This is a genomic window from Nocardiopsis endophytica (genome assembly GCF_027706725.1).
Classification (GTDB): Bacteria; Actinomycetota; Actinomycetes; order Streptosporangiales; family Streptosporangiaceae; genus Nocardiopsis_A; species Nocardiopsis_A endophytica.
This window is the reverse complement of the sequence record NZ_JAQFWQ010000135.1, coordinates 1-17674: the sequence shown is the minus strand read 5'-3', so window position 1 is coordinate 17674 and position 17674 is coordinate 1. Positions and strand designations below refer to the sequence as shown.

Here is a 17674-nt window from a genome sequence, read left to right as displayed (position 1 = left end):
CGGGCGCCACGAACGCGAACGACCATCCGCCCATCCCCGCCGCGCCGCTGCCCGGTCCGCGAGGGGCCTCGCGCCCGGCAGGCGGGGCCGGGGAACCGCTCACTTCTCGCCGTCGCCGCCGAGAACGCCGACCATCCGCACGCCCGTCGCCCGACAGCGCTGCGGCGCGGGCCGCCGACCTTTCGTCGTCGCTGCCGACCACGCCACACCCCGCTGACCAGGCGCCCGGCCGGGGGCCTCAAGCGGGGTACCTGCTCAGCCGCCCGCCCACCTGGACCGCCAGTGACCGGACAGACGGCAAGCGGGGCCGGGGAACCGCCCACTTCTCGCCGTCGCTGCCGAGAACGCCGACCACGCTCACGCCGGACGGCCGACAGCGCTGCGGCGCGGGTCCCCGACCTTTCGTCGTCGCTGCCGACCATGCCACACCCCGCTGACCAGGTGTCCGGCCGGGGTCCTCAAGCGGGGTACCTGCTCATCCGCCCGACCACCTGGACCGCCAGTGACCGGACAGACGGCAGGCGGGGCTTGGGAACCGCCCGGCTGTCGCCGTCGCTGCCCTCCACGACGACCATCCGCACGCCCGTCGCCCGACAGTGCTGCGGCGCGGGCCGCCGCCCTTTCGTCGTCGCCGCCCTCCGCGCCACGCCCCGCTGACCAGGTGCCCGGCCGGGGTTCTCAAGCGGGGTACCTGCTCAGCCGCACGCTCACCCGGGCAGCGAGGAAGGTGTGCGATGGCGGCCGGTTGCGCAAAGTGGCCGTTCGGGTGGCGTCCGTGATCTCCTTCCGCCCTCTTGACGGGGGGAATGTTAGCGCTAACAATGTCTCCCACGTCACAGTTCCCCGAGTGCAGTGGAGGACCAATGGCGGCCCCACCCGGGCGTATGCCCGTCATGGCCGATGTCGCGCGGGCGGCGGGGGTCTCGCACCAGACCGTCTCCCGCGTGCTGAACGGGCATCCGAACGTGCGCGCCGAGACCCAGGCGCGGGTGCTCGCGGCCATCGACGAGCTGGGCTACCGGCCCAACTCCTCGGCCCGCGCCCTGGTCACCCGGCGCACCGGGGTGATCGGCGTGGTCGCGGTGGACACCGCCCACTACGGCCCGGCCCGCACGCTCACCGGGATCGAGCACGCCGCCCGCGCCGCCGGGTACTACCTCAGCGTCGTCACCCTCACCGAGGCCTCCGCCGGGCAGGTCCGCGAGGCCATGGACCACCTGGCCCGGCAGTCCGTCGAGGGCTACGTCGTCATCGCCCCGCAGCGCTCGGTCCTGGAGGGCATGCCCGAGTGGGCCGGGGGCTCCCCGGTGGTGGCCGTGGAGGGCGGCGAGGCGCGCGAGCTCCCCGTCGTCTGCGTCGACCAGGAGGGCGGCGCCCGGATGGCCGTGCGCCACCTGCTCGAACTGGGCCACCGCACCGTCGGCCATATCGCCGGCCCCCGCGACTGGCTGGAGGCCGAGTCCCGCGTCGCGGGCTGGCGCGGCGCCCTGGAGGAGGCCGGCGCTCCGGTCGGCGAGCCCCTGTTCGGCGACTGGCGCCCCCGCTCCGGCTACGAGCTGGTGCGCAGCCTGGTCGAGCGCGACGCCCTGCCGACCGCCCTGTTCGTGGCCAACGACCAGATGGCCGTCGGCGCGCTGCGCGCCCTCGCCGAGGCGGGCGTGCGCGTCCCCGAGGACGTCTCCGTGGTCGGCTTCGACGACGTCCCCGAGGCCGCCTACTACTCGCCCCCGCTCACCACGGTCGCCCAGGACTTCACCGAGGTCGGCCGCCGCGGCATCGGCATCCTGCTGGACCTGCTGGACAGCGGGGAGCCCGCCGCCGAGTCCGCCGCCCGCGAGGTCGTGCCCGCGCGCATGGTCGTCCGCGCGAGCTGCGGTGCCCCCGCCCGCTGACCCCCGTCCGCCAAACCCCGTCCGCCGACACCCGACGCCTTCCCGCGAACCCGATGCCCGCCCCCGAGAGGACCCCCCGTGACCGCCGCTGTTAACGCTCACAACATCCCGGACGGCGCCGTCGTGGTCGGCGTCGACTTCGGCACCCTGTCCGGGCGCGCCGTGGTGCTGCGGGTGCGCGACGGCGCCGAGCTCGGCGCCGCCGAACACCCCTACCCCCACGCCGTGCTCACCGACCGCCTCCCCGGCGGCGGCCCCGCCCTGCCCCCCGACACCGCCCTGCAGGTCCCCGAGGACTACCGGGAGGTGCTGCGCCGCGCCGTCCCCGCCGCCCTGGCCGACGCCGGCGCCGACCCCGCCGACGTCATCGGCATCGGCACCGACTTCACCGCCTGCACCGTCCTGCCCACCACCGCCGACGGCACCCCGCTGTGCGAGGTCCCCGGCTTCGCCGACCGCCCGCACGCCTACGCCAAGCTGTGGAAGCACCACGCCGCCCAGCCCGAGGCCGACGAGATCAACGCCCTGGCCGCCGAGCGGGGCGAGCCCTGGCTGGCCCGCTACGGCGGCAAGATCTCCTCGGAGTGGGAGTTCGCCAAGGGCCTGGAGCTCCTGCGCGAGGACCCCGAGGCCTACGGCCGCGCCGACCGCTGGATCGAGGCCGCCGACTGGATCGTCTGGGAGCTGTGCGGCCGCGAGACCCGCAACGTCAGCACCGCCGGGTACAAGGGCATCCACCAGGACGGCGCCTGGCCCACCCGCGACTTCCTGGCCGCGCTCGACCCCCGCTTCGCCTCCTTCGCCGAGGACAAGATCGCCTTCCCCCTGTCCCCCCAGGGGGAGCGCGCCGGGGGCCTGACCGCCCGCGCCGCCGCCTGGACCGGCCTGCCCGAGGGCACCCCCGTGGCCGTCGGCACCATCGACGCCCACGTCACCGCCGCCTCCGCGGACACCGTCGCCCCCGGCGAGATGCTCGCCATCATGGGCACCAGCACCTGCCACGTGATGAACGCCGAGGCCGGCGCCGCCCCCGCCGAGGTCCCCGGCATGTGCGGGGTCGTGGACGGCGGCATCGTCCCCGGCCTGTGGGGATACGAGGCCGGACAGAGCGGCGTCGGAGACATCTTCGCCTGGTTCGCCGACTCCTTCGCCGGCGGCGCCGCCTCCCGGGAGGCCGCCGAGAACGGCGAGTCCCTGCACGACCTGCTCTCCCGCCGCGCCACCGGGCGCCCGCCCGGCGCCCACGGCCTGGTCGCCCTCGACTGGCACAGCGGCAACCGCTCGGTCCTGGTCGACCACGACCTGTCCGGCGTGATCGCCGGGCTCACCCTGGCCACCCGCCCCGAGGACGTCTACGCCGCCCTGGTCGAGGCCACCGCCTACGGCGCCCGCACCATCGTCGACGCCTTCGAGTCCTCCGGGGTGCCGGTGCACGGCTTCACCGTCGCCGGCGGCCTCAAGCGCAACCCCTTCGTCATGGGCGTCTACGCCGACGTGCTGGGCCGCCCCCTGCACCTGGCCGACTCCGACCAGGCCCCGGCCGCCGGCGCCGCCATCCACGCCGCCGCGGCCGCCGGGGCCTACCCCGGCATCCCCGAGGCCTCGGCCGCCATGGGCGGGCGCACCCGCGACGCGGTGCTGCCCGACCCCGGCCGCACCGCCGCCTACGACCGCCTCTACGCCGTCTACACCGACCTGCACGACCACTTCGGCCGCGGGGGCAGCGACGCCCTCCACCGCCTGCGCGCCATCCGCAACGCCGCCCTGAACGGAGGCGGCGCGCCCGCCGGGGCCGAGCACGAGGAGAGGATCCGATGACCACCGCCCTGCCACCGGAGGCCGCCGCGGCCGCGGAGCGCACCCGGCGCGAGGTGTGCGACCTCCACGCCGAGCTGCCCCGCTGGAACCTGGTCACCTGGACCAGCGGCAACGTCTCGGCGCGCGTCCCGGGCACCGACCTGTTCGCCATCAAGCCCAGCGGCCTGTCCTACGACGAGCTCACCCCCGCCTCGATGGTGGTCTGCGACCTGGACGGCACCCCCGTCGACGGCGAGTACGGCCCCTCCAGCGACACCGCCGCGCACGCCTACGTCTACCGCGCGATGCCCGAGGTCGGCGCCGTGGTGCACACCCACAGCACCTACGCCACCGCCTGGGCCGCCCGCGGCGAGGCCATCCCCTGCGCCATCACGGCGATGGCCGACGAGTTCGGCGCCGAGATCCCGGTCGGCCCCTTCGCGCTGATCGGCGGCGACGACATCGGCCGCGGCATCGTCGCCACCCTGCGCGGCCACCGCTCCCCGGCGGTGCTCATGCGCAGCCACGGCGTCTTCACCGTCGGCAAGGACGCCAAGGCCGCCGTCAAGGCCGCCGTGATGTGCGAGGACGTCGCCCGCACCGTGCACATCGCCCGTCAGGGCGGCCCGGTCGAACCGCTCCCGCAGGAGCACGTCGACGCCCTCTACGACCGCTACCAGAACGCCTACGGCCAAAGGAGACAGCACCCGTGAGCGACCTTCCCCGCATCGGCCTGCTGGGCATCATGCAGCCGCTCTACGACGACATGCTGCCCGGCATCACCGAGCGCCAGCACGCCTACGCCCGCGAGGTCGCCGACTCCCTGGAGGGCGTCGCCGAGGTCACCGTCGCGCCCCCGGCGCGCGGCCGCGCCGACGCCGAGGCGGCGGTGCGCGGCTTCGAGGGCGCGGGCCTGGACGGCGTCCTGGTGGTCATGCTGACCTACGGCCCCTCGCTGCGCGTCACCCGCCTCTTCCAGCACATGCGGCTGCCGGTGTGCCTGGCCAACATCCAGCCCGAGTCGGAGATCACCGACCGCTGGGGCATGGCCGAGATGACCTACAACCAGGGCATCCACGGCGCCCAGGACACCGCCAACGCCATGGTCCGCGCCGGGCTCCCCTTCGACGTGGTCACCGAGGACCGGCGCGCCCCCGCCTTCCGCGAGCGCATCGGCCGCTGGGCCCGCGCCGCCCGCGCGGCCACCGCCCTCACCGAGCTCAAGGTCGGCGTGTTCGGCTACCCCATGAACGGCATGGGCGACGCCCGCGTCGACGAGAGCGAGCTGCTGCGCAACCTCGGCCCCGAGGTCGTGCACATCGCCCAGGGCGAGCTGCACCGCACCATGGAGGCGCTGACCTCCGAGGAGGTCGCCGAGCTGCTGGAGGCCGAGCGCGGCCGGTTCGCGATCGACGACCGCCTGTCCAAGGAGGAGCTGGACGACCACGCCCGCCTCCAGCTCGGCCTGGAGCGGGTGCTGGAGCGCCACGGCTGCTCGGCCTACTCCACCCACTTCGACGCCCTGGGCGAGGACGGCCGCTTCGCCCGGCTGCCCATGGCCGCCGCCTCCAGCCTGATGGCGCGCGGCTACGGCTTCGCGGGCGAGGGCGACGTGCCCGCCGCCGCGCTCGTCTACGCCGGGCACCGGCTGTGCGGCATCGGGCACTTCACCGAGATGTACGCGATGGACTTCCCCCGCGACGCCATCCTGATGAGCCACATGGGGGAGGGCAACTGGAAGGTCGCCCGGGACGACGAGCCGGTGCGGCTGATCAAGCGCCCGCTGGCCATCGGCGGCCTGGACGACCCGCCCACCCTGCTGTTCCGCATCCAGCCCGGCCCGGCCACCCTGGCCAGCCTGGTCACCCTCGGCGGCGGCCGCTTCCGCCTGGTGGTGGCCGAGGGCGAGGTGCTGGACGAGCCGCCGATGCCGTCCCTGGAGATGCCCTACGGCATGTTCCGCCCCGACAGCGGGGTGCGCGGCTGCATGGACGGGTGGCTCGCCGCGGGCGGCACCCACCACATCACCATGACCCTCGGCCGCACCGCCGCCGACTGGGAGTCGTTCTGCACCGCCGCCGGGGTCGAGTACCGGCCGGTCTGACCCGCCCGCACGGGGAGGGCCCCACCCCTTGGAGGGCCCTCCCCCCTGGCGCCGCCCTCCGCGCGGGGGAGGGGCGGCGCCCGCCTCCCCTTCTCCGCGACGTCACAGGAGCACCCCCATGAACGTCGACCCGCCCCACCCACCGCCCCCCGGATTCGGCCGCCGCTCGCTGCTGGCCGGAGGCCTCGCCGCAGCAGGCCTCGCCCTGAGCGGCTGCGGGGGCACCACGGCCGCCGCATCCGGTGCGCCCGTCCCGATCCGCCAGTGGAACCTGTTCACCGGCGGCGACGGGGCCCGCATGGTCGAGATGCACCAGCGGTTCACCGAGGAGCACCCCGAGTACGACCTGCAGCCCACGACCTACCTGTGGGGCAACCCCTACTACACCAAGTTCGCGATGGGCGCCGCCGGCGGCCGCTCGTTCGACATCGGCACCCTGCACCTGTCCCGCGTCAAGGGCATGGGCGCCGGGACCCTCATCGACCCGGTCCCGCGCGACGTGCTCGCCGAGTTCGGCATCACCGAGGAGACCGTCCAGCCCGCCCTGTGGGACAAGGCCACCATCGACGGGGAGCTGTACGCGATCCCGCTCGACACCCACCTGGTGGTGACCTACTACAACCGGGAGGTCTGCGAGAAGGCCGGGGTGCTGGAGTCCGACGGCACCCTGGTGCGCACGTCAGGCATGGACGAGCTGTTCGACCTGCTGGCCGCCGTCAAGGAGGTGACCGGGCAGTACGGCATCGTCATGGACACCACCGGGGCCTGGCGCCAGTTCTGGTCGCTGTACCGCCAGCTCGGCGGGGAGCTGGACCTGGACGGCGAACTCGGCATCGACGACGACAAGGCGCTGCAGAGCCTGGACTTCCTGCGCCGTGTCAGCCAGGAGGGCCTGGCCCCCGAGGCCTCCGACGCCCCCGGAACCCCGGCCCGCTTCCAGAACGGCATCGCCGGACTGATGCTCGCCGGGAACTGGGAGCTGCCCACCATGCAGGACGCGGGCATGGACTTCGGGATGCGCCCCTTCCCCGGGGTCTTCGGCGACGAACTGGGCCAGGGCGACTCGCACGTGTTCGTGCTGCCGCACCGTCGCGACCCCGACGAGGAGGCCGTCCGGGCCTCCGTGGCGTACGCGGCCTGGATGCTCAAGAACAGCATCATCTGGGCCGGGGGCGGCCACACCCCCGCCTACCTCCCGGTCGTCGAGAGCGAGGACTACGCCGCGCTGGAGCCGCAGTCCGAGTACCGGGCGGCCGCCGACGACGTGCAGCTCGACCCGGACGCATGGTTCAGCGGGTCGGCCGCGGCGCTGATGTCCGAGGCCAACTCGGTGATGGCGGGCGTGCACAACGGCTCCTCCACCCCCGAGGAGACCCTGGCCGCCTTCAAGGGCGCCGTCCAGAAGCTCATCGACACCCCGCCTCCGGTCTGACCGGACCGCCGGCGCCCCCGCGCCCGCGACCACCGCCCCGACCGGGACCGGCCCCGAGGGGCCCACCCCTCCGGCACGCTTCCGCGACCTTGGAGTCCGCCATGACCGCACCCCAGACGGCGGGCCGGGCGAGCAGATCCGACACCAACGGAACCTCCGCCACCGGCTCCCCGCCCCGGCGCGCACGCCGCGCCGACCCCGCAGGCCCCGCCCTGGTCCTGCCCTTCGCCCTGCTCTTCGCCGTGTTCCTGCTCTGGCCGCTGGCGGCCGGGCTGTGGACCAGCTTCACCGACCGCTCCCTGGTCGGCACCGCCCCGGAGTTCACCGGCCTGGACAACTGGGCCGAGATGGTCGCCGACCCGATGGTGTGGCGCTCGCTGTGGACCACCCTGCTGTTCACCCTGATGACCACGCCGCCGCTGGTCGCGGTCGCGCTGCTGATGGCGGTGCTGACCCAGCGGGCGGTGCGGGTGGGCTGGTTCCTGCGCTTCTCCTTCTTCTCGCCGTTCCTGCTGCCCGTCGCGGTGGTCTCGCTCATCTGGGTGTGGATCTACCAGCCCGGGTTCGGCATGCTCAACGGCGCCCTGACCGGTCTGGGCCTGTCCGAGGTGAACTGGCTCGGCGACGAGGGCACGGTGCTGCTGTCCATCGCTGTGACCACCGTGTGGTGGACGGTCGGCTTCAACTACCTGCTCTACCTGGCCGCCCTGCAGGGCATCCCGTCCCAGGTCTACGAGGCCGCCTCGCTGGACGGGGCCGGGGCCTGGCAGCGGTTCCGCAGGATCACCCTGCCGCTGCTCAACCGCACCACCGCGATCGTGGTGCTGCTGCAGATGGTGGCCTCCCTGAAGCTGTTCGACCAGGCCTACCTGATGACCAACGGCTCGGGCGGCCCGGACTACGCCGCGCGTCCGATCATCGGCTACATCTTCGACAGCGGCTTCACCAACCTGCGCATCGGCTACTCGTCGGCGATCTCCTACCTGTTCTTCGCCGTGATCATCGCGGTCTCCGTCCTGCAGTTCTGGCTGTTCACCAGGAAGGAGAACACCGCATGAGCGCCCCGCCCCAGGCCGCCCCGGCCGCTGCGACCCGCGTCGCGGCGCCCGCGCCCGACGCCCCCCGCCGCCGGTGGCGCGTCTCCCCGACGGGGGCCGCCGCCACCGTCTCCGCCGTCGTGCTGGCCGTGCTGTGGCTGCTGCCCCTGGTGTGGGCGGTGCTCACCTCGCTCAAGCCCGAGGCCGAGACCACCGCCGTGCCCATCCGGTGGCTGCCCGTCGAGCCGACCATCGAGGCCTACCGCCTGGTCATCGCACGCGGAGACATCCAGCAGTGGCTGATCAACAGCACCGTCATCTCCACCCTGGTCACCGCGCTGACCCTGGTGCTGTGTGCGATGGCGGCCTACGCCTTCTCCCGCACCGAGTTCCGCGGGCGCAATGCCCTGCTCCTGCTGTTCATCGCCGGGATCATGGTGCCGCCGCAGGTGCTCATCGTGCCCCTGTTCGACCAGATGCGGCTGCTGGGCATGGTCGACACCTACTGGGGCGTGGCGCTGCCGCAGGTCGTGGCCCCGGTCATGATCTTCATCCTGAAGCGGTTCTTCGACGCCATCCCGCGCGACTACCTGGAGGCCGCGCACCTGGACGGCGCCGGGCACCTGCGGGTGCTGGTGTCGGTGGTGCTGCCGATGTCCGGGCCGATCCTCGCCGCGGTCGGCATCTTCACCTTCGTCCAGGCCTGGAACAACTTCCTGTGGCCGTTCGTGGCGACCACCGACCCCGCCCTGATGACGGTCCCGGTCGGCCTGGGCACCGTCCAGGGCGCCTACGGCATCCAGTACGCGCAGCAGATGGCCGCCGCCGTGCTCGGCGCGGCGCCCCTGATCGCGGTCTTCATGGTCTTCCAGCGCCAGATCGTGCGCGGCGTGACCGACGCCGGCCTCAAGTAGACCGCCAGGCCCTGCCCCCGATCCGACCGTCCCCGACCCCAACGTCCACGATCCCCGCATCCCCGCACCCCCGGAAACCGGAGGTACCCCCCATGCCCCGCACTCCTGCCCCGATGGCCGCGGCGGCCGCCGCCGCGGCGCTGGCCGCCCTGGCCGCGTGCTCGCCCGCACCGCAGGACGCCACCGCCTCGGCCGTGTCGGCCGACTCCGCCGCCCCGCCGCCCCCGCCCACCGGCGATACCGGGGTCCACGACCCCGGCCTGGTCGCCGGGGGACCGGGGGAGGACTGGCACGTCTTCGGCACCGGCGACCTGAACATCGGCGACGGCAACATCCGCATGTTCACCTCGTCCGACGGGAGCCACTGGGAGGAGACCGGCACCGTCTGGGACGCCAAGCCCGCCTGGCTCTCCGAGGAGATCCCGGGCGTGGAGAACCTGTGGGCCCCCGAGGTCTACGAGCACGACGGCACCTACTACCTCTACTACTCGGCCTCCACCTTCGGCTCCCAGCGCTCGCTCATCGCCCTGGCCACCAACACCACCCTCGACCCCGACGACCCCGACTACGAATGGGTCGACCGCGGCAAGGTGTTCGAGAGCCACGAGGGCGACCCCTACAACGCCATCGACCCGGGCATCGTCGAGGACTCCGACGGCAATCCGTGGATGGCCTTCGGCTCCCACTGGCAGGGCATCTACATGGTCCCCCTGGCCTGGCCGGACGGGAAGACCGCCGACGGCGCCGAGCCCTTCAAGATCGCCGACCGGCAGGATGGGGCCAACCGCATCGAGGCCCCCTACATCGCCGAGCACGGCGGCGACTACTACCTCTACGTCTCCTTCGACGCCTGCTGCGAGGGCACCGACAGCACCTACAAGATCGCCGTGGGCCGCGCCGACGAGCCCACCGGCCCCTTCACCGACGCCGACGGCGTGCCCATGACCGAGGGCGGCGGCACCGTCATCCTCGCCGACCGCGGCCAGGACGTCGCCGCGGGCGGACAGTCCCTGTCCGAGGGGCACATCGCCTACCACACCTACGGCCCCTACGGCACCCCGGGCGACTTCCGCCTGGGCATCGAGCCCGTCCAGTGGACCGACGACGGCTGGCCCGTCCTCGCCCACTGAGCCCGCTGAGCCCACCGGACGCACCGAGCGACCACCGCCCCGGGGCCACCGGCCCCGGGGCCCCGACCACCCACCCGAGAGAGGACCCCGCGTGCACAAGGCCGAACTCACGCTCGACCCCGCCTTCACCGTGGCACCCGTCCACCGCAGGCTGTTCGGCTCCTTCGTCGAGCACATGGGCCGCTGCGTCTACACCGGCATCTACGAGCCCGACCACCCCTCCGCCGACGCCGACGGGCTGCGCACCGACGTCGCCGCGCTCATCCGCGAGCTGGGCGTGACCACCGTGCGCTACCCCGGCGGCAACTTCGTCTCCGGCTACCGGTGGGAGGACGGCGTCGGCCCCAAGGAGGACCGCCCCGTCCGCCGCGAACTGGCCTGGCACAGCACCGAGACCAACCAGTTCGGGCTCGACGAGTTCATGCGCTGGGCCCGCGGCCTGGACATCGAGCCGATGATGGCCGTCAACCTGGGCACCCGCGGCATCCAGGAGGCCCTGGACCTGCACGAGTACGCCAACCACCCCGGCGGCACCGCGCTGAGCGACCTGCGCGCCGCCAACGGCGCCCCCGACCCGCACGCGATCCGCATGTGGTGCCTGGGCAACGAGATGGACGGCCCCTGGCAGCTCGGCCACAAGACCGCCCGCGAGTACGGGCGCCTGGCCGCCGAGACCGCCCGCGCCCTGCGCACCGCCGAACCCGGCCTGGAACTGGTCGCCTGCGGCTCCTCCGGCCGCTCCATGCCCACCTTCGGCGCGTGGGAGGCCGAGGTCCTCGGCGAGTGCTACGACGAGGTCGACTTCGTCTCGCTGCACGCCTACTACGAGGAGTACGACGGCGACCTGAGCAGCTTCCTGGCGGCCCCGGCCGACATGGACCGCTTCATCGAGGAGGTCGTGGCCACCGCCGACCACGTCGGCGCGCGCCGCAAGAGCTCCAAGAGGATCATGCTCTCCTTCGACGAGTGGAACGTGTGGTACCTCAGCCGGTTCCAGCGCGAGCAGGCCGAGGACCCGCCCACCGACTGGCCGGTGGCCCCGCGCGTCATCGAGGACCGCTACAACGTGGCCGACGCCGTCGTCGTCGGAGGCATGCTCAACAGCCTGCTCCGCCACGCCGACCGGGTCACCGCCGCCTCCCAGGCCCAGCTCGTCAACGTGATCGCGCCGATCATGACCGAGCCCGGCGGCCGCGCCTGGCGCCAGAGCATCTTCCACCCCTTCGCCCGCACCGCCGCCGCGGCCCGCGGCCGGGTGCTGCGCGTCGAGCCCGCCGCCCCCCGCCACGACACCGCCCTCTACGGCGAGGTGCCGCTGCTGGACGCCGCCGCCACCTACGACGAGGAGTCCGGCCGCGCCGCGCTCTTCCTGGTCAACCGCTCCACCGACACCCCCATGGAGGTCTCCGCCGACCTGCGCGGCCTGGGCGGCGTGGCGGCCGCCTCCGCGCTCACCCTCTCCGACGACGACGTGTACGCCGCCAACACCGCCGACGACCCCGACCGGGTCGCCCTGAAGGAGAACAAGGACGTGCGCCTGGACGGCGGACGCCTCACGGCGGTCCTGCCGCCGGTCTCCTGGACCTGTGTGGAACTCGCGGGCGCCACGCCCGCCTAGAGGAGGCGAAACAGATGGACCCGACGCGCAAGCACCCCGCCCGGCGCACGGCCCTCGCGGCCGCCGCCATGGGCGCCGCCCTGTCCCTGGCCGCCACCGCCTGCGGCGGCGTCGGCGACGCCGCCCGCCCCGAGGGCGAGAACGGCACCGTCGGCATCTCCATGCCCACCAAGTCCTGGGAGCGGTGGGTCCAGGACGGCGAGAACATGGTCTCCGCCCTGGAGGAGGCCGGGTACGGCGCCGACCTGCAGTACGCCGAGGACGTGGTCGAGGACCAGGTCGCCCAGATCGAGAACATGATCACCAAGGACGTGGACGTGCTCGTCGTCGCCCCCGTCGACGGCGAGGCCCTCACCGAGGTCGTCCAGCAGGCCGAGGACGCCGGCATCCCCGTGCTCGCCTACGACCGGCTGATCATGGACGCCGAGGGCGTGGACGCCTACGCCACCTTCGACAACTTCAAGGTCGGCGAGCTGCAGGGGCAGTACATCGTCGACCAGCTCGACCTGGAGAACGAGGAGGGCCCCTTCACCATCGAGCTGTTCGGCGGCTCGCCCGACGACAACAACGCCAGGTACTTCCTCGACGGGGCCATGTCGGTCCTGCAGCCCTACATCGACGACGGCGTGCTGGAGGTGCCCAGCGGCCAGACCGAGATGAGCCAGATCGCCACCATGCGCTGGGACGGCGCCATCGCGCAGGACCGGATGGACAACCTGCTCGGCGCCCACTACTCCGACGAGGAGCTGGACGCGGTGCTCTCGCCCTTCGACGGCATCAGCACCGGCGTCATCTCCTCCCTCAAGGGCGCTGGGTACGGCACCGACGACAAGCCCCTGCCGGTCGTCACCGGCCAGGACGCCGAGACCGCGTCGGTCAAGTCCATCATCGCCGGGGAGCAGACCCAGACGGTGTTCAAGGACACCCGCGAGCTGGCCGACGCCGCCGCCGGGATGGCCGCCTCCCTCGCCCAGGACGAGGAGCCGAAGGTCGACGACACCGAGTCCTACGACAACAACGCCAAGGTCGTGCCCGCCCGCCTGCTGGAGCCGGTCTCGGTGGACGCCTCCAACTACGAGGAGGTCCTCATCGACAGCGGCTACTACGAGGAGTCGGACCTGAAATGACCTCCGCCGACCACGGGGGGCCGCCGGCGCTGCGCATGAGCGGCATCCGCAAGACCTTCCCGGGCGTGGTCGCCCTGGACGGGGTGGACCTGGAGGTCCGCCCCTCCGAGATCCACGCGATCACCGGGGAGAACGGCGCCGGCAAGTCCACCCTGATGAAAGTGCTGAGCGGGGTGCACCCGCACGGGACCTACGAGGGGCGCATCGAGGTGGAGGGGAGCGAGCGCCGCTTCTCCTCCACCTCCGACAGCGAGCGCGCCGGGATCGCCATCATCCACCAGGAGCTGGCGCTCGTCCCGCAGCTCAGCGTCGCCGAGAACGTGTTCCTCGGCAACGAGCGGGCCCGGCGGCGGTTCGGCCTGGGCGTCGTCGACCAGGAGGTCTCGATCGCCCGCTCGCGCGACCTGCTGGAGCGGGTGGGCCTGGACACCGACCCCTCCACCCCGCTGGGCGAGCTCAGCGTGGGCCGCCGCCAGCTCGTGGAGATCGCCAAGGCGATCGCCAAGCGGGTGCGGGTGCTCATCCTGGACGAGCCCACCTCCGCCCTCAACGAGGCCGAGAGCGACGCCCTGCTGCGCCTGCTGCTGGAGTTCAAGGAGCAGGGCATCGCCTCCATCCTCATCTCCCACAAGCTCGACGAGGTCACCCGGGTCGCCGACCGGATCACCGTGCTGCGCGACGGCCGCAGCATCGAGACCCTGGACGGCGCCCGGGGGGAGGTCACCGAGGAGCGCATCATCCGCGGCATGGTCGGCCGGGACCTGGAGCACCGCTACCCCGGTCCGCCGGGGGGCGCCGGGGCCGTCCGCTTCGAGGTGCGCGACTGGACCGTGGACCACCCGGTGCAAAGGGGCCGCCGCATCGTCGACGGCGCCGGCCTGGAGGTGCGCGCCGGGGAGATCGCCGGGCTCGCCGGGCTGATGGGCGCCGGGCGCACCGAGCTGGCCATGAGCCTGTTCGGCCGCTCCTACGGGCGGTACGTGCGCGGCGCCCTGTACAAGGACGGCGCCCCGCTGACCCTGCGCCACCCGGCCGAGGCCGTGGCGGCCGGGATCGCCTACGTGCCCGAGGACCGCAAGGAGCTCGGACTGGTCCTGGACGATGCGGTGCGCTCCAACCTGACCCTGGCCGGGCTGGACCGCCTCGCCCGGGGCGGGGTGGTGGACGCGGCCGCCGAGCACGCCGTGGCCGAGGACCTGCGCACCCGCATGGGGGTGCGCTGCCGCGACACCGGACAGGCGGTGGTCGAGCTCAGCGGCGGCAACCAGCAGAAGGTGGTGCTCGGCCGGTGGGTGTACACCCGCCCCGACCTGCTCGTGCTGGACGAGCCCACGCGCGGCGTCGACGTCGGCGCCAAGTACGAGATCTACGAGGCGGTGCGGGCGATGGCCGCCGAGGGGGCGTGCGTGCTGCTCATCTCCTCGGAGCTGCCCGAACTGCTGGGCATGTGCGACCGCGTCTACGCCATGTGCGAGGGGCGGATCACCGGCTGCCTGCCCGCCGACGAAGCCGACCAGGAGGCGCTCATGACGCTCATGACCGGCGCCCCGCCCGCGGGCGGGGCCGCCGAGGGGGAACGGTGAGGGCCGCGGCGGCCGGAGGGGCCGCCTCGGTGCGCGCGGCGCTGCGCGGCAACGCGCGCCGCTACGGCATGGTGATCGCGCTGGCCGCGATCGTCGTGCTGTTCCAGATCCTCACCGGGGGGCTGCTGCTGCGCCCCGCCAACGTCAGCAACCTCGTCCTGCAGAACTCCTACGTGCTCATCCTCGCCGTGGGCATGATGCTGGTGATCATCACCGGGCACATCGACCTGTCGGTGGGCTCGGTCGTGGCCTTCACCGGCGCCGTATCGGCCATCATGCTCGCCGAATGGGGGCTGCCGCTGCTGGTCGTCCTCCCGCTGGCGCTGCTGGTCGGCGGGCTCATCGGCGCCTGGCAGGGGTTCTGGGTGGCCTATGTGGGGCTGCCCGCGTTCATCGTCACCCTGGCCGGGATGCTCGTCTTCCGCGGCCTGACGCTGCTCGTGCTCGGCGGCGAGTCGGTCGGCGACCTGCCGTCCTCGGCGCGCAGGCTGGCCTCCGGGTTCGTGCCGGGCTTCGAGGCCGGCGGGGTCGACCTGGTGCCGCTGGCGCTGGGCGCCGTGGTGGCGGCGCTGGTCGTCGCCGGCCTGCGCACCTCCCGCTCCCGGGCGCTGCGGCACGGCATCCGGGTCGTCCCCGCCCCCGCGGCGCTGGCGGTGCAGGTCCTGGCCGTCGGGGCGGTACTCGCCCTGTGCACGGCCTTCGCCCTGCACAGCGGGGTCCCCTGGGTCGGCGCCCTGCTGCTGGTGCTGATCGCCGGATACGCGCTGTTCATGGCGTCCACCGTGCCCGGGCGCCGGGTCTACGCCACCGGCGGCAACCCCAAGGCGGCCGAGCTGTCCGGGGTGCGCACCAAGCGCACCGTGTTCTGGGTGTTCGTGAACATGGGGGCGCTGTCGGCGCTGGCCGGGCTGGTGTTCACCGCCCGGCTCAACCTCGCCGCGCCCGGCGCGGGCACCATGTTCGAGCTCGACGCCATCGCCGCCGCCTTCATCGGCGGCGCGTCGGCCTCGGGCGGCGTGGGCACCGTCGTCGGCGCCGTGGTCGGGGCGCTGGTGATGGGCGTGCTGAACAACGGCATGTCCATCATCGGGCTCGGCGTGGACTGGCAGCAGGCCATCAAGGGCCTGGTGCTGCTGGTGGCGGTCGCCTTCGACGTGCTGGGCAAGAAGGGGACGCTGGCCTCCGGCCTCGAAGGGCTCCGGGGCCTGTTCGGGGGGCGCCCGGGTGGGCCCTCCGGCGCCGCCGGGAGCGGCGGCGCCGGGGCCGGCTCACCCCTTCATGGCGCCGCCGAGCGAGAACCCGCCGCCCAGGAGGCGGGCGACGGCGGCGTACAGCAGCACCACCGGCAGGGTGTACAGCAGTGAGTACGCCGCCAGCGGCCCGTAGTCCATCGAGCCGTACTGCCCGAAGAAGGTGTAGATCCGCACCGCGGCCGGCAGCCGCTCGGGGGTCTGCAGCAGCACGAAGGGCACGAAGAAGTTCCCCCAGGCCAGCACCAGGGTGAACACGCCCACCACGGACAGGCCCGGCAGCGCCAGCGGCACGACCACGCGCAGCAGCGACTGCCGGGCCGTGGCCCCGTCCGCCCAGGCGGCCTCCTCCAGCTCCACCGGGATGCCGTCCAGGAAGCTCTTGGTCAGCCAGATCCCGAACGGCATCCCGGCCGCGGCCAGGAACAGCATCACGCCCCACCGCGAGTCCACCATCCCGATCCGGGAGAACAGGCTGTACACCGGCACCATGATCGCGGTGATCGGCAGGCCGGTGGCGAACAGCACCGTGTACAGGAACGGGCGGCCGAAGCGCAGCTGGAAGCGGGAGAGCGGGTAGGCGGCCAGCACCGAGGCGACCACGGTCACCAGCGCGGCGCCGCCGCACATCCACAGCGAGTTCGCCAGCGGGACGAACAGGGTGTCCGGGGTGGCCACGGCGGCGAAGTGGTCCAGCGTCGGCTCCCGCGGCAGACGCGCCCGCGAGGCGGCCTCGGAGTCGAAGGCCGCCACCAGCCACAGGGCCGGGAGCACGAACGCCGCGGCGAGCACCGCCAGCAGGGCGTGCACCAGCGCGGCGGCGACCGCCCGCCGGGGCGAGGCCACCGTCCACGGGCGGGGGCGCCCCGGCGGGCGCCCCGGGCGCCCCCGCCGCCGTGTCCGCAGCGTCATCGGACCTCCTCGGGACGGAGCGTGCGCAGGTACACCGCCGAGAACAGCCCGGCCACCGCCAGCAGCGCCAGGGCGACCGTCGTTCCGTAGGCGATGTCGCCCATGCGCAGCGCCTCGGTGTACATCAGCAGCGGCAGGGTGGTGCTGCGCCCGCCCGGGCCGCCGGCGGTCATCACGTAGATCAGCGTGAACACCTGCACCGTCTGCAGGGTGACCAGGAGCAGGGTCGCGGCGACCGTGCGGCGCAGCAGCGGCAGCACGATGTGCCGCACCACCCCCGCGGTCCCGGCCCCGTCGACCCGGGCCGCGTCCTTCAGCTCCCCGGGCACCTCGGACAGCGCCGCCGAATAGGCCATCATCGAGAAGGCCGTGCCCTTCCAGGCGTTGGCCAGGACGACCGCCAGGATGGGCACGGTGGTCAGCCACGCCTGCTGCGGCGCGCCCAGGGCGTCGAGCACCCGGTTCAGCGTCCCCTCGCGCTCCAGGAACGCCGCCCACACGAACCCGGCGACCACCTCGGGCAGCACCCAGGCGCCGACCACGATGCCGCCCACCACCGACCGCACCCACGCGCTCCGGCCCTGCATCAGCAGCGCCAGGAGCATCCCGAGCGCGGTCTGCCCGACGATGCCCGAGCCGATCAGGAACACGGCGGTGAGGACGGTGGCGTTCAGCACCGCCGGGTCGGTGGCCAGGCGCTCGAAGTTGGCGAGCCCGACGAACTCGGTCCGGGCCGCCCCGGGGCCGGTCAGGGCGGCGTCGGTGAAGGAGGCCCACAGGGTCCAGACGACGGGGGCGGCGAAGAACGCGAGCAGCTGCACGGCGGCCGGGGCGATCGGCGCCACCCGGGCGGCGGGGGAGGGGAGGAGCGGGTGGCG

At 73.7% G+C, this 17674-nt stretch carries 14 protein-coding genes; 12 read left to right on the top strand and 2 right to left on the bottom strand.

The annotated features are described in order from the left end of the window. Positions 1-884: 884 nt before the first annotated feature. The 12 genes from O4J56_RS28760 (at position 885) to mmsB (ending at position 15998) form a co-directional block, all read left to right on the top strand. Entirely contained in the window at positions 885-1892 is a 1008-nt protein-coding gene (locus tag O4J56_RS28760; RefSeq protein ID WP_270690149.1) for a LacI family DNA-binding transcriptional regulator, read from the top strand. 78 nt (positions 1893-1970) lie between these two features. Beyond that, positions 1971-3710: a ribulokinase gene (gene araB / locus O4J56_RS28755; protein ID WP_270690147.1), complete on the top strand. Its 1740-nt coding sequence runs from the start codon at positions 1971-1973 to the stop codon at positions 3708-3710. Next, positions 3707-4402: an L-ribulose-5-phosphate 4-epimerase gene (locus O4J56_RS28750; RefSeq protein ID WP_270690146.1), complete on the top strand. Its 696-nt coding sequence runs from the start codon at positions 3707-3709 to the stop codon at positions 4400-4402. The genes araB and O4J56_RS28750 overlap by 4 nt, the downstream gene beginning before the upstream one ends. Continuing rightward, positions 4399-5793, top strand: coding sequence for an L-fucose/L-arabinose isomerase family protein (locus O4J56_RS28745; RefSeq protein WP_270690145.1), 1395 nt, complete (start codon positions 4399-4401; stop codon positions 5791-5793). Before O4J56_RS28750 ends, O4J56_RS28745 begins: the two co-directional genes overlap by 4 nt. A gap of 118 nt (positions 5794-5911) precedes the next feature. After that, entirely contained in the window at positions 5912-7225 is a 1314-nt protein-coding gene (locus O4J56_RS28740; RefSeq protein ID WP_270690144.1) for an extracellular solute-binding protein, read from the top strand. Positions 7226-7326: 101 nt separating this feature from the next. Further along, the gene (locus tag O4J56_RS28735) at positions 7327-8283 is read left to right on the top strand and encodes a carbohydrate ABC transporter permease (protein WP_270690143.1); all 957 of its coding nucleotides are present in this window, start codon (positions 7327-7329) and stop codon (positions 8281-8283) included. Beyond that, a complete protein-coding gene (locus O4J56_RS28730; protein WP_270690142.1) occupies positions 8280-9176 on the top strand; it encodes a carbohydrate ABC transporter permease in 897 nt (298 codons plus the stop codon). The genes O4J56_RS28735 and O4J56_RS28730 overlap by 4 nt, the downstream gene beginning before the upstream one ends. Before the next feature lie 92 nt (positions 9177-9268). Continuing rightward, a complete protein-coding gene (locus O4J56_RS28725) occupies positions 9269-10306 on the top strand; it encodes an arabinan endo-1,5-alpha-L-arabinosidase (protein WP_270690141.1) in 1038 nt (345 codons plus the stop codon). Positions 10307-10397: 91 nt separating this feature from the next. Further along, complete coding sequence (arfA, locus tag O4J56_RS28720) at positions 10398-11924, top strand: arabinosylfuranosidase ArfA (RefSeq protein WP_270690140.1); 1527 nt, start codon at positions 10398-10400, stop codon at positions 11922-11924. Between the two features lie 14 nt (positions 11925-11938). Next, on the top strand, positions 11939-13051 hold the full coding sequence (chvE, locus tag O4J56_RS28715; RefSeq protein WP_270690139.1) for a multiple monosaccharide ABC transporter substrate-binding protein: 1113 nt from the start codon (positions 11939-11941) through the stop codon (positions 13049-13051). Further along, positions 13048-14634 carry a sugar ABC transporter ATP-binding protein gene (locus O4J56_RS28710; protein ID WP_270690138.1) on the top strand — a complete coding sequence of 529 codons (1587 nt, stop codon included), beginning with the start codon at positions 13048-13050 and terminating at the stop codon, positions 14632-14634. Before chvE ends, O4J56_RS28710 begins: the two co-directional genes overlap by 4 nt. Beyond that, positions 14631-15998 carry a multiple monosaccharide ABC transporter permease gene (gene mmsB, locus O4J56_RS28705; RefSeq protein ID WP_270690137.1) on the top strand — a complete coding sequence of 456 codons (1368 nt, stop codon included), beginning with the start codon at positions 14631-14633 and terminating at the stop codon, positions 15996-15998. Before O4J56_RS28710 ends, mmsB begins: the two co-directional genes overlap by 4 nt. On the opposite strand, the gene O4J56_RS28700 is transcribed toward mmsB, so the two are convergent. Next, positions 15903-16796, bottom strand: a complete 894-nt coding sequence (locus O4J56_RS28700; protein WP_270690136.1) for a carbohydrate ABC transporter permease — start codon at positions 16794-16796, stop codon at positions 15903-15905. The two genes, mmsB and O4J56_RS28700, sit on opposite strands and share 96 nt — an antisense overlap. Then, the gene (locus tag O4J56_RS28695; RefSeq protein ID WP_270690148.1) at positions 16793-17641 is read right to left on the bottom strand and encodes a carbohydrate ABC transporter permease; all 849 of its coding nucleotides are present in this window, start codon (positions 17639-17641) and stop codon (positions 16793-16795) included. Before O4J56_RS28695 ends, O4J56_RS28700 begins: the two co-directional genes overlap by 4 nt. Positions 17642-17674: the final 33 nt, after the last annotated feature.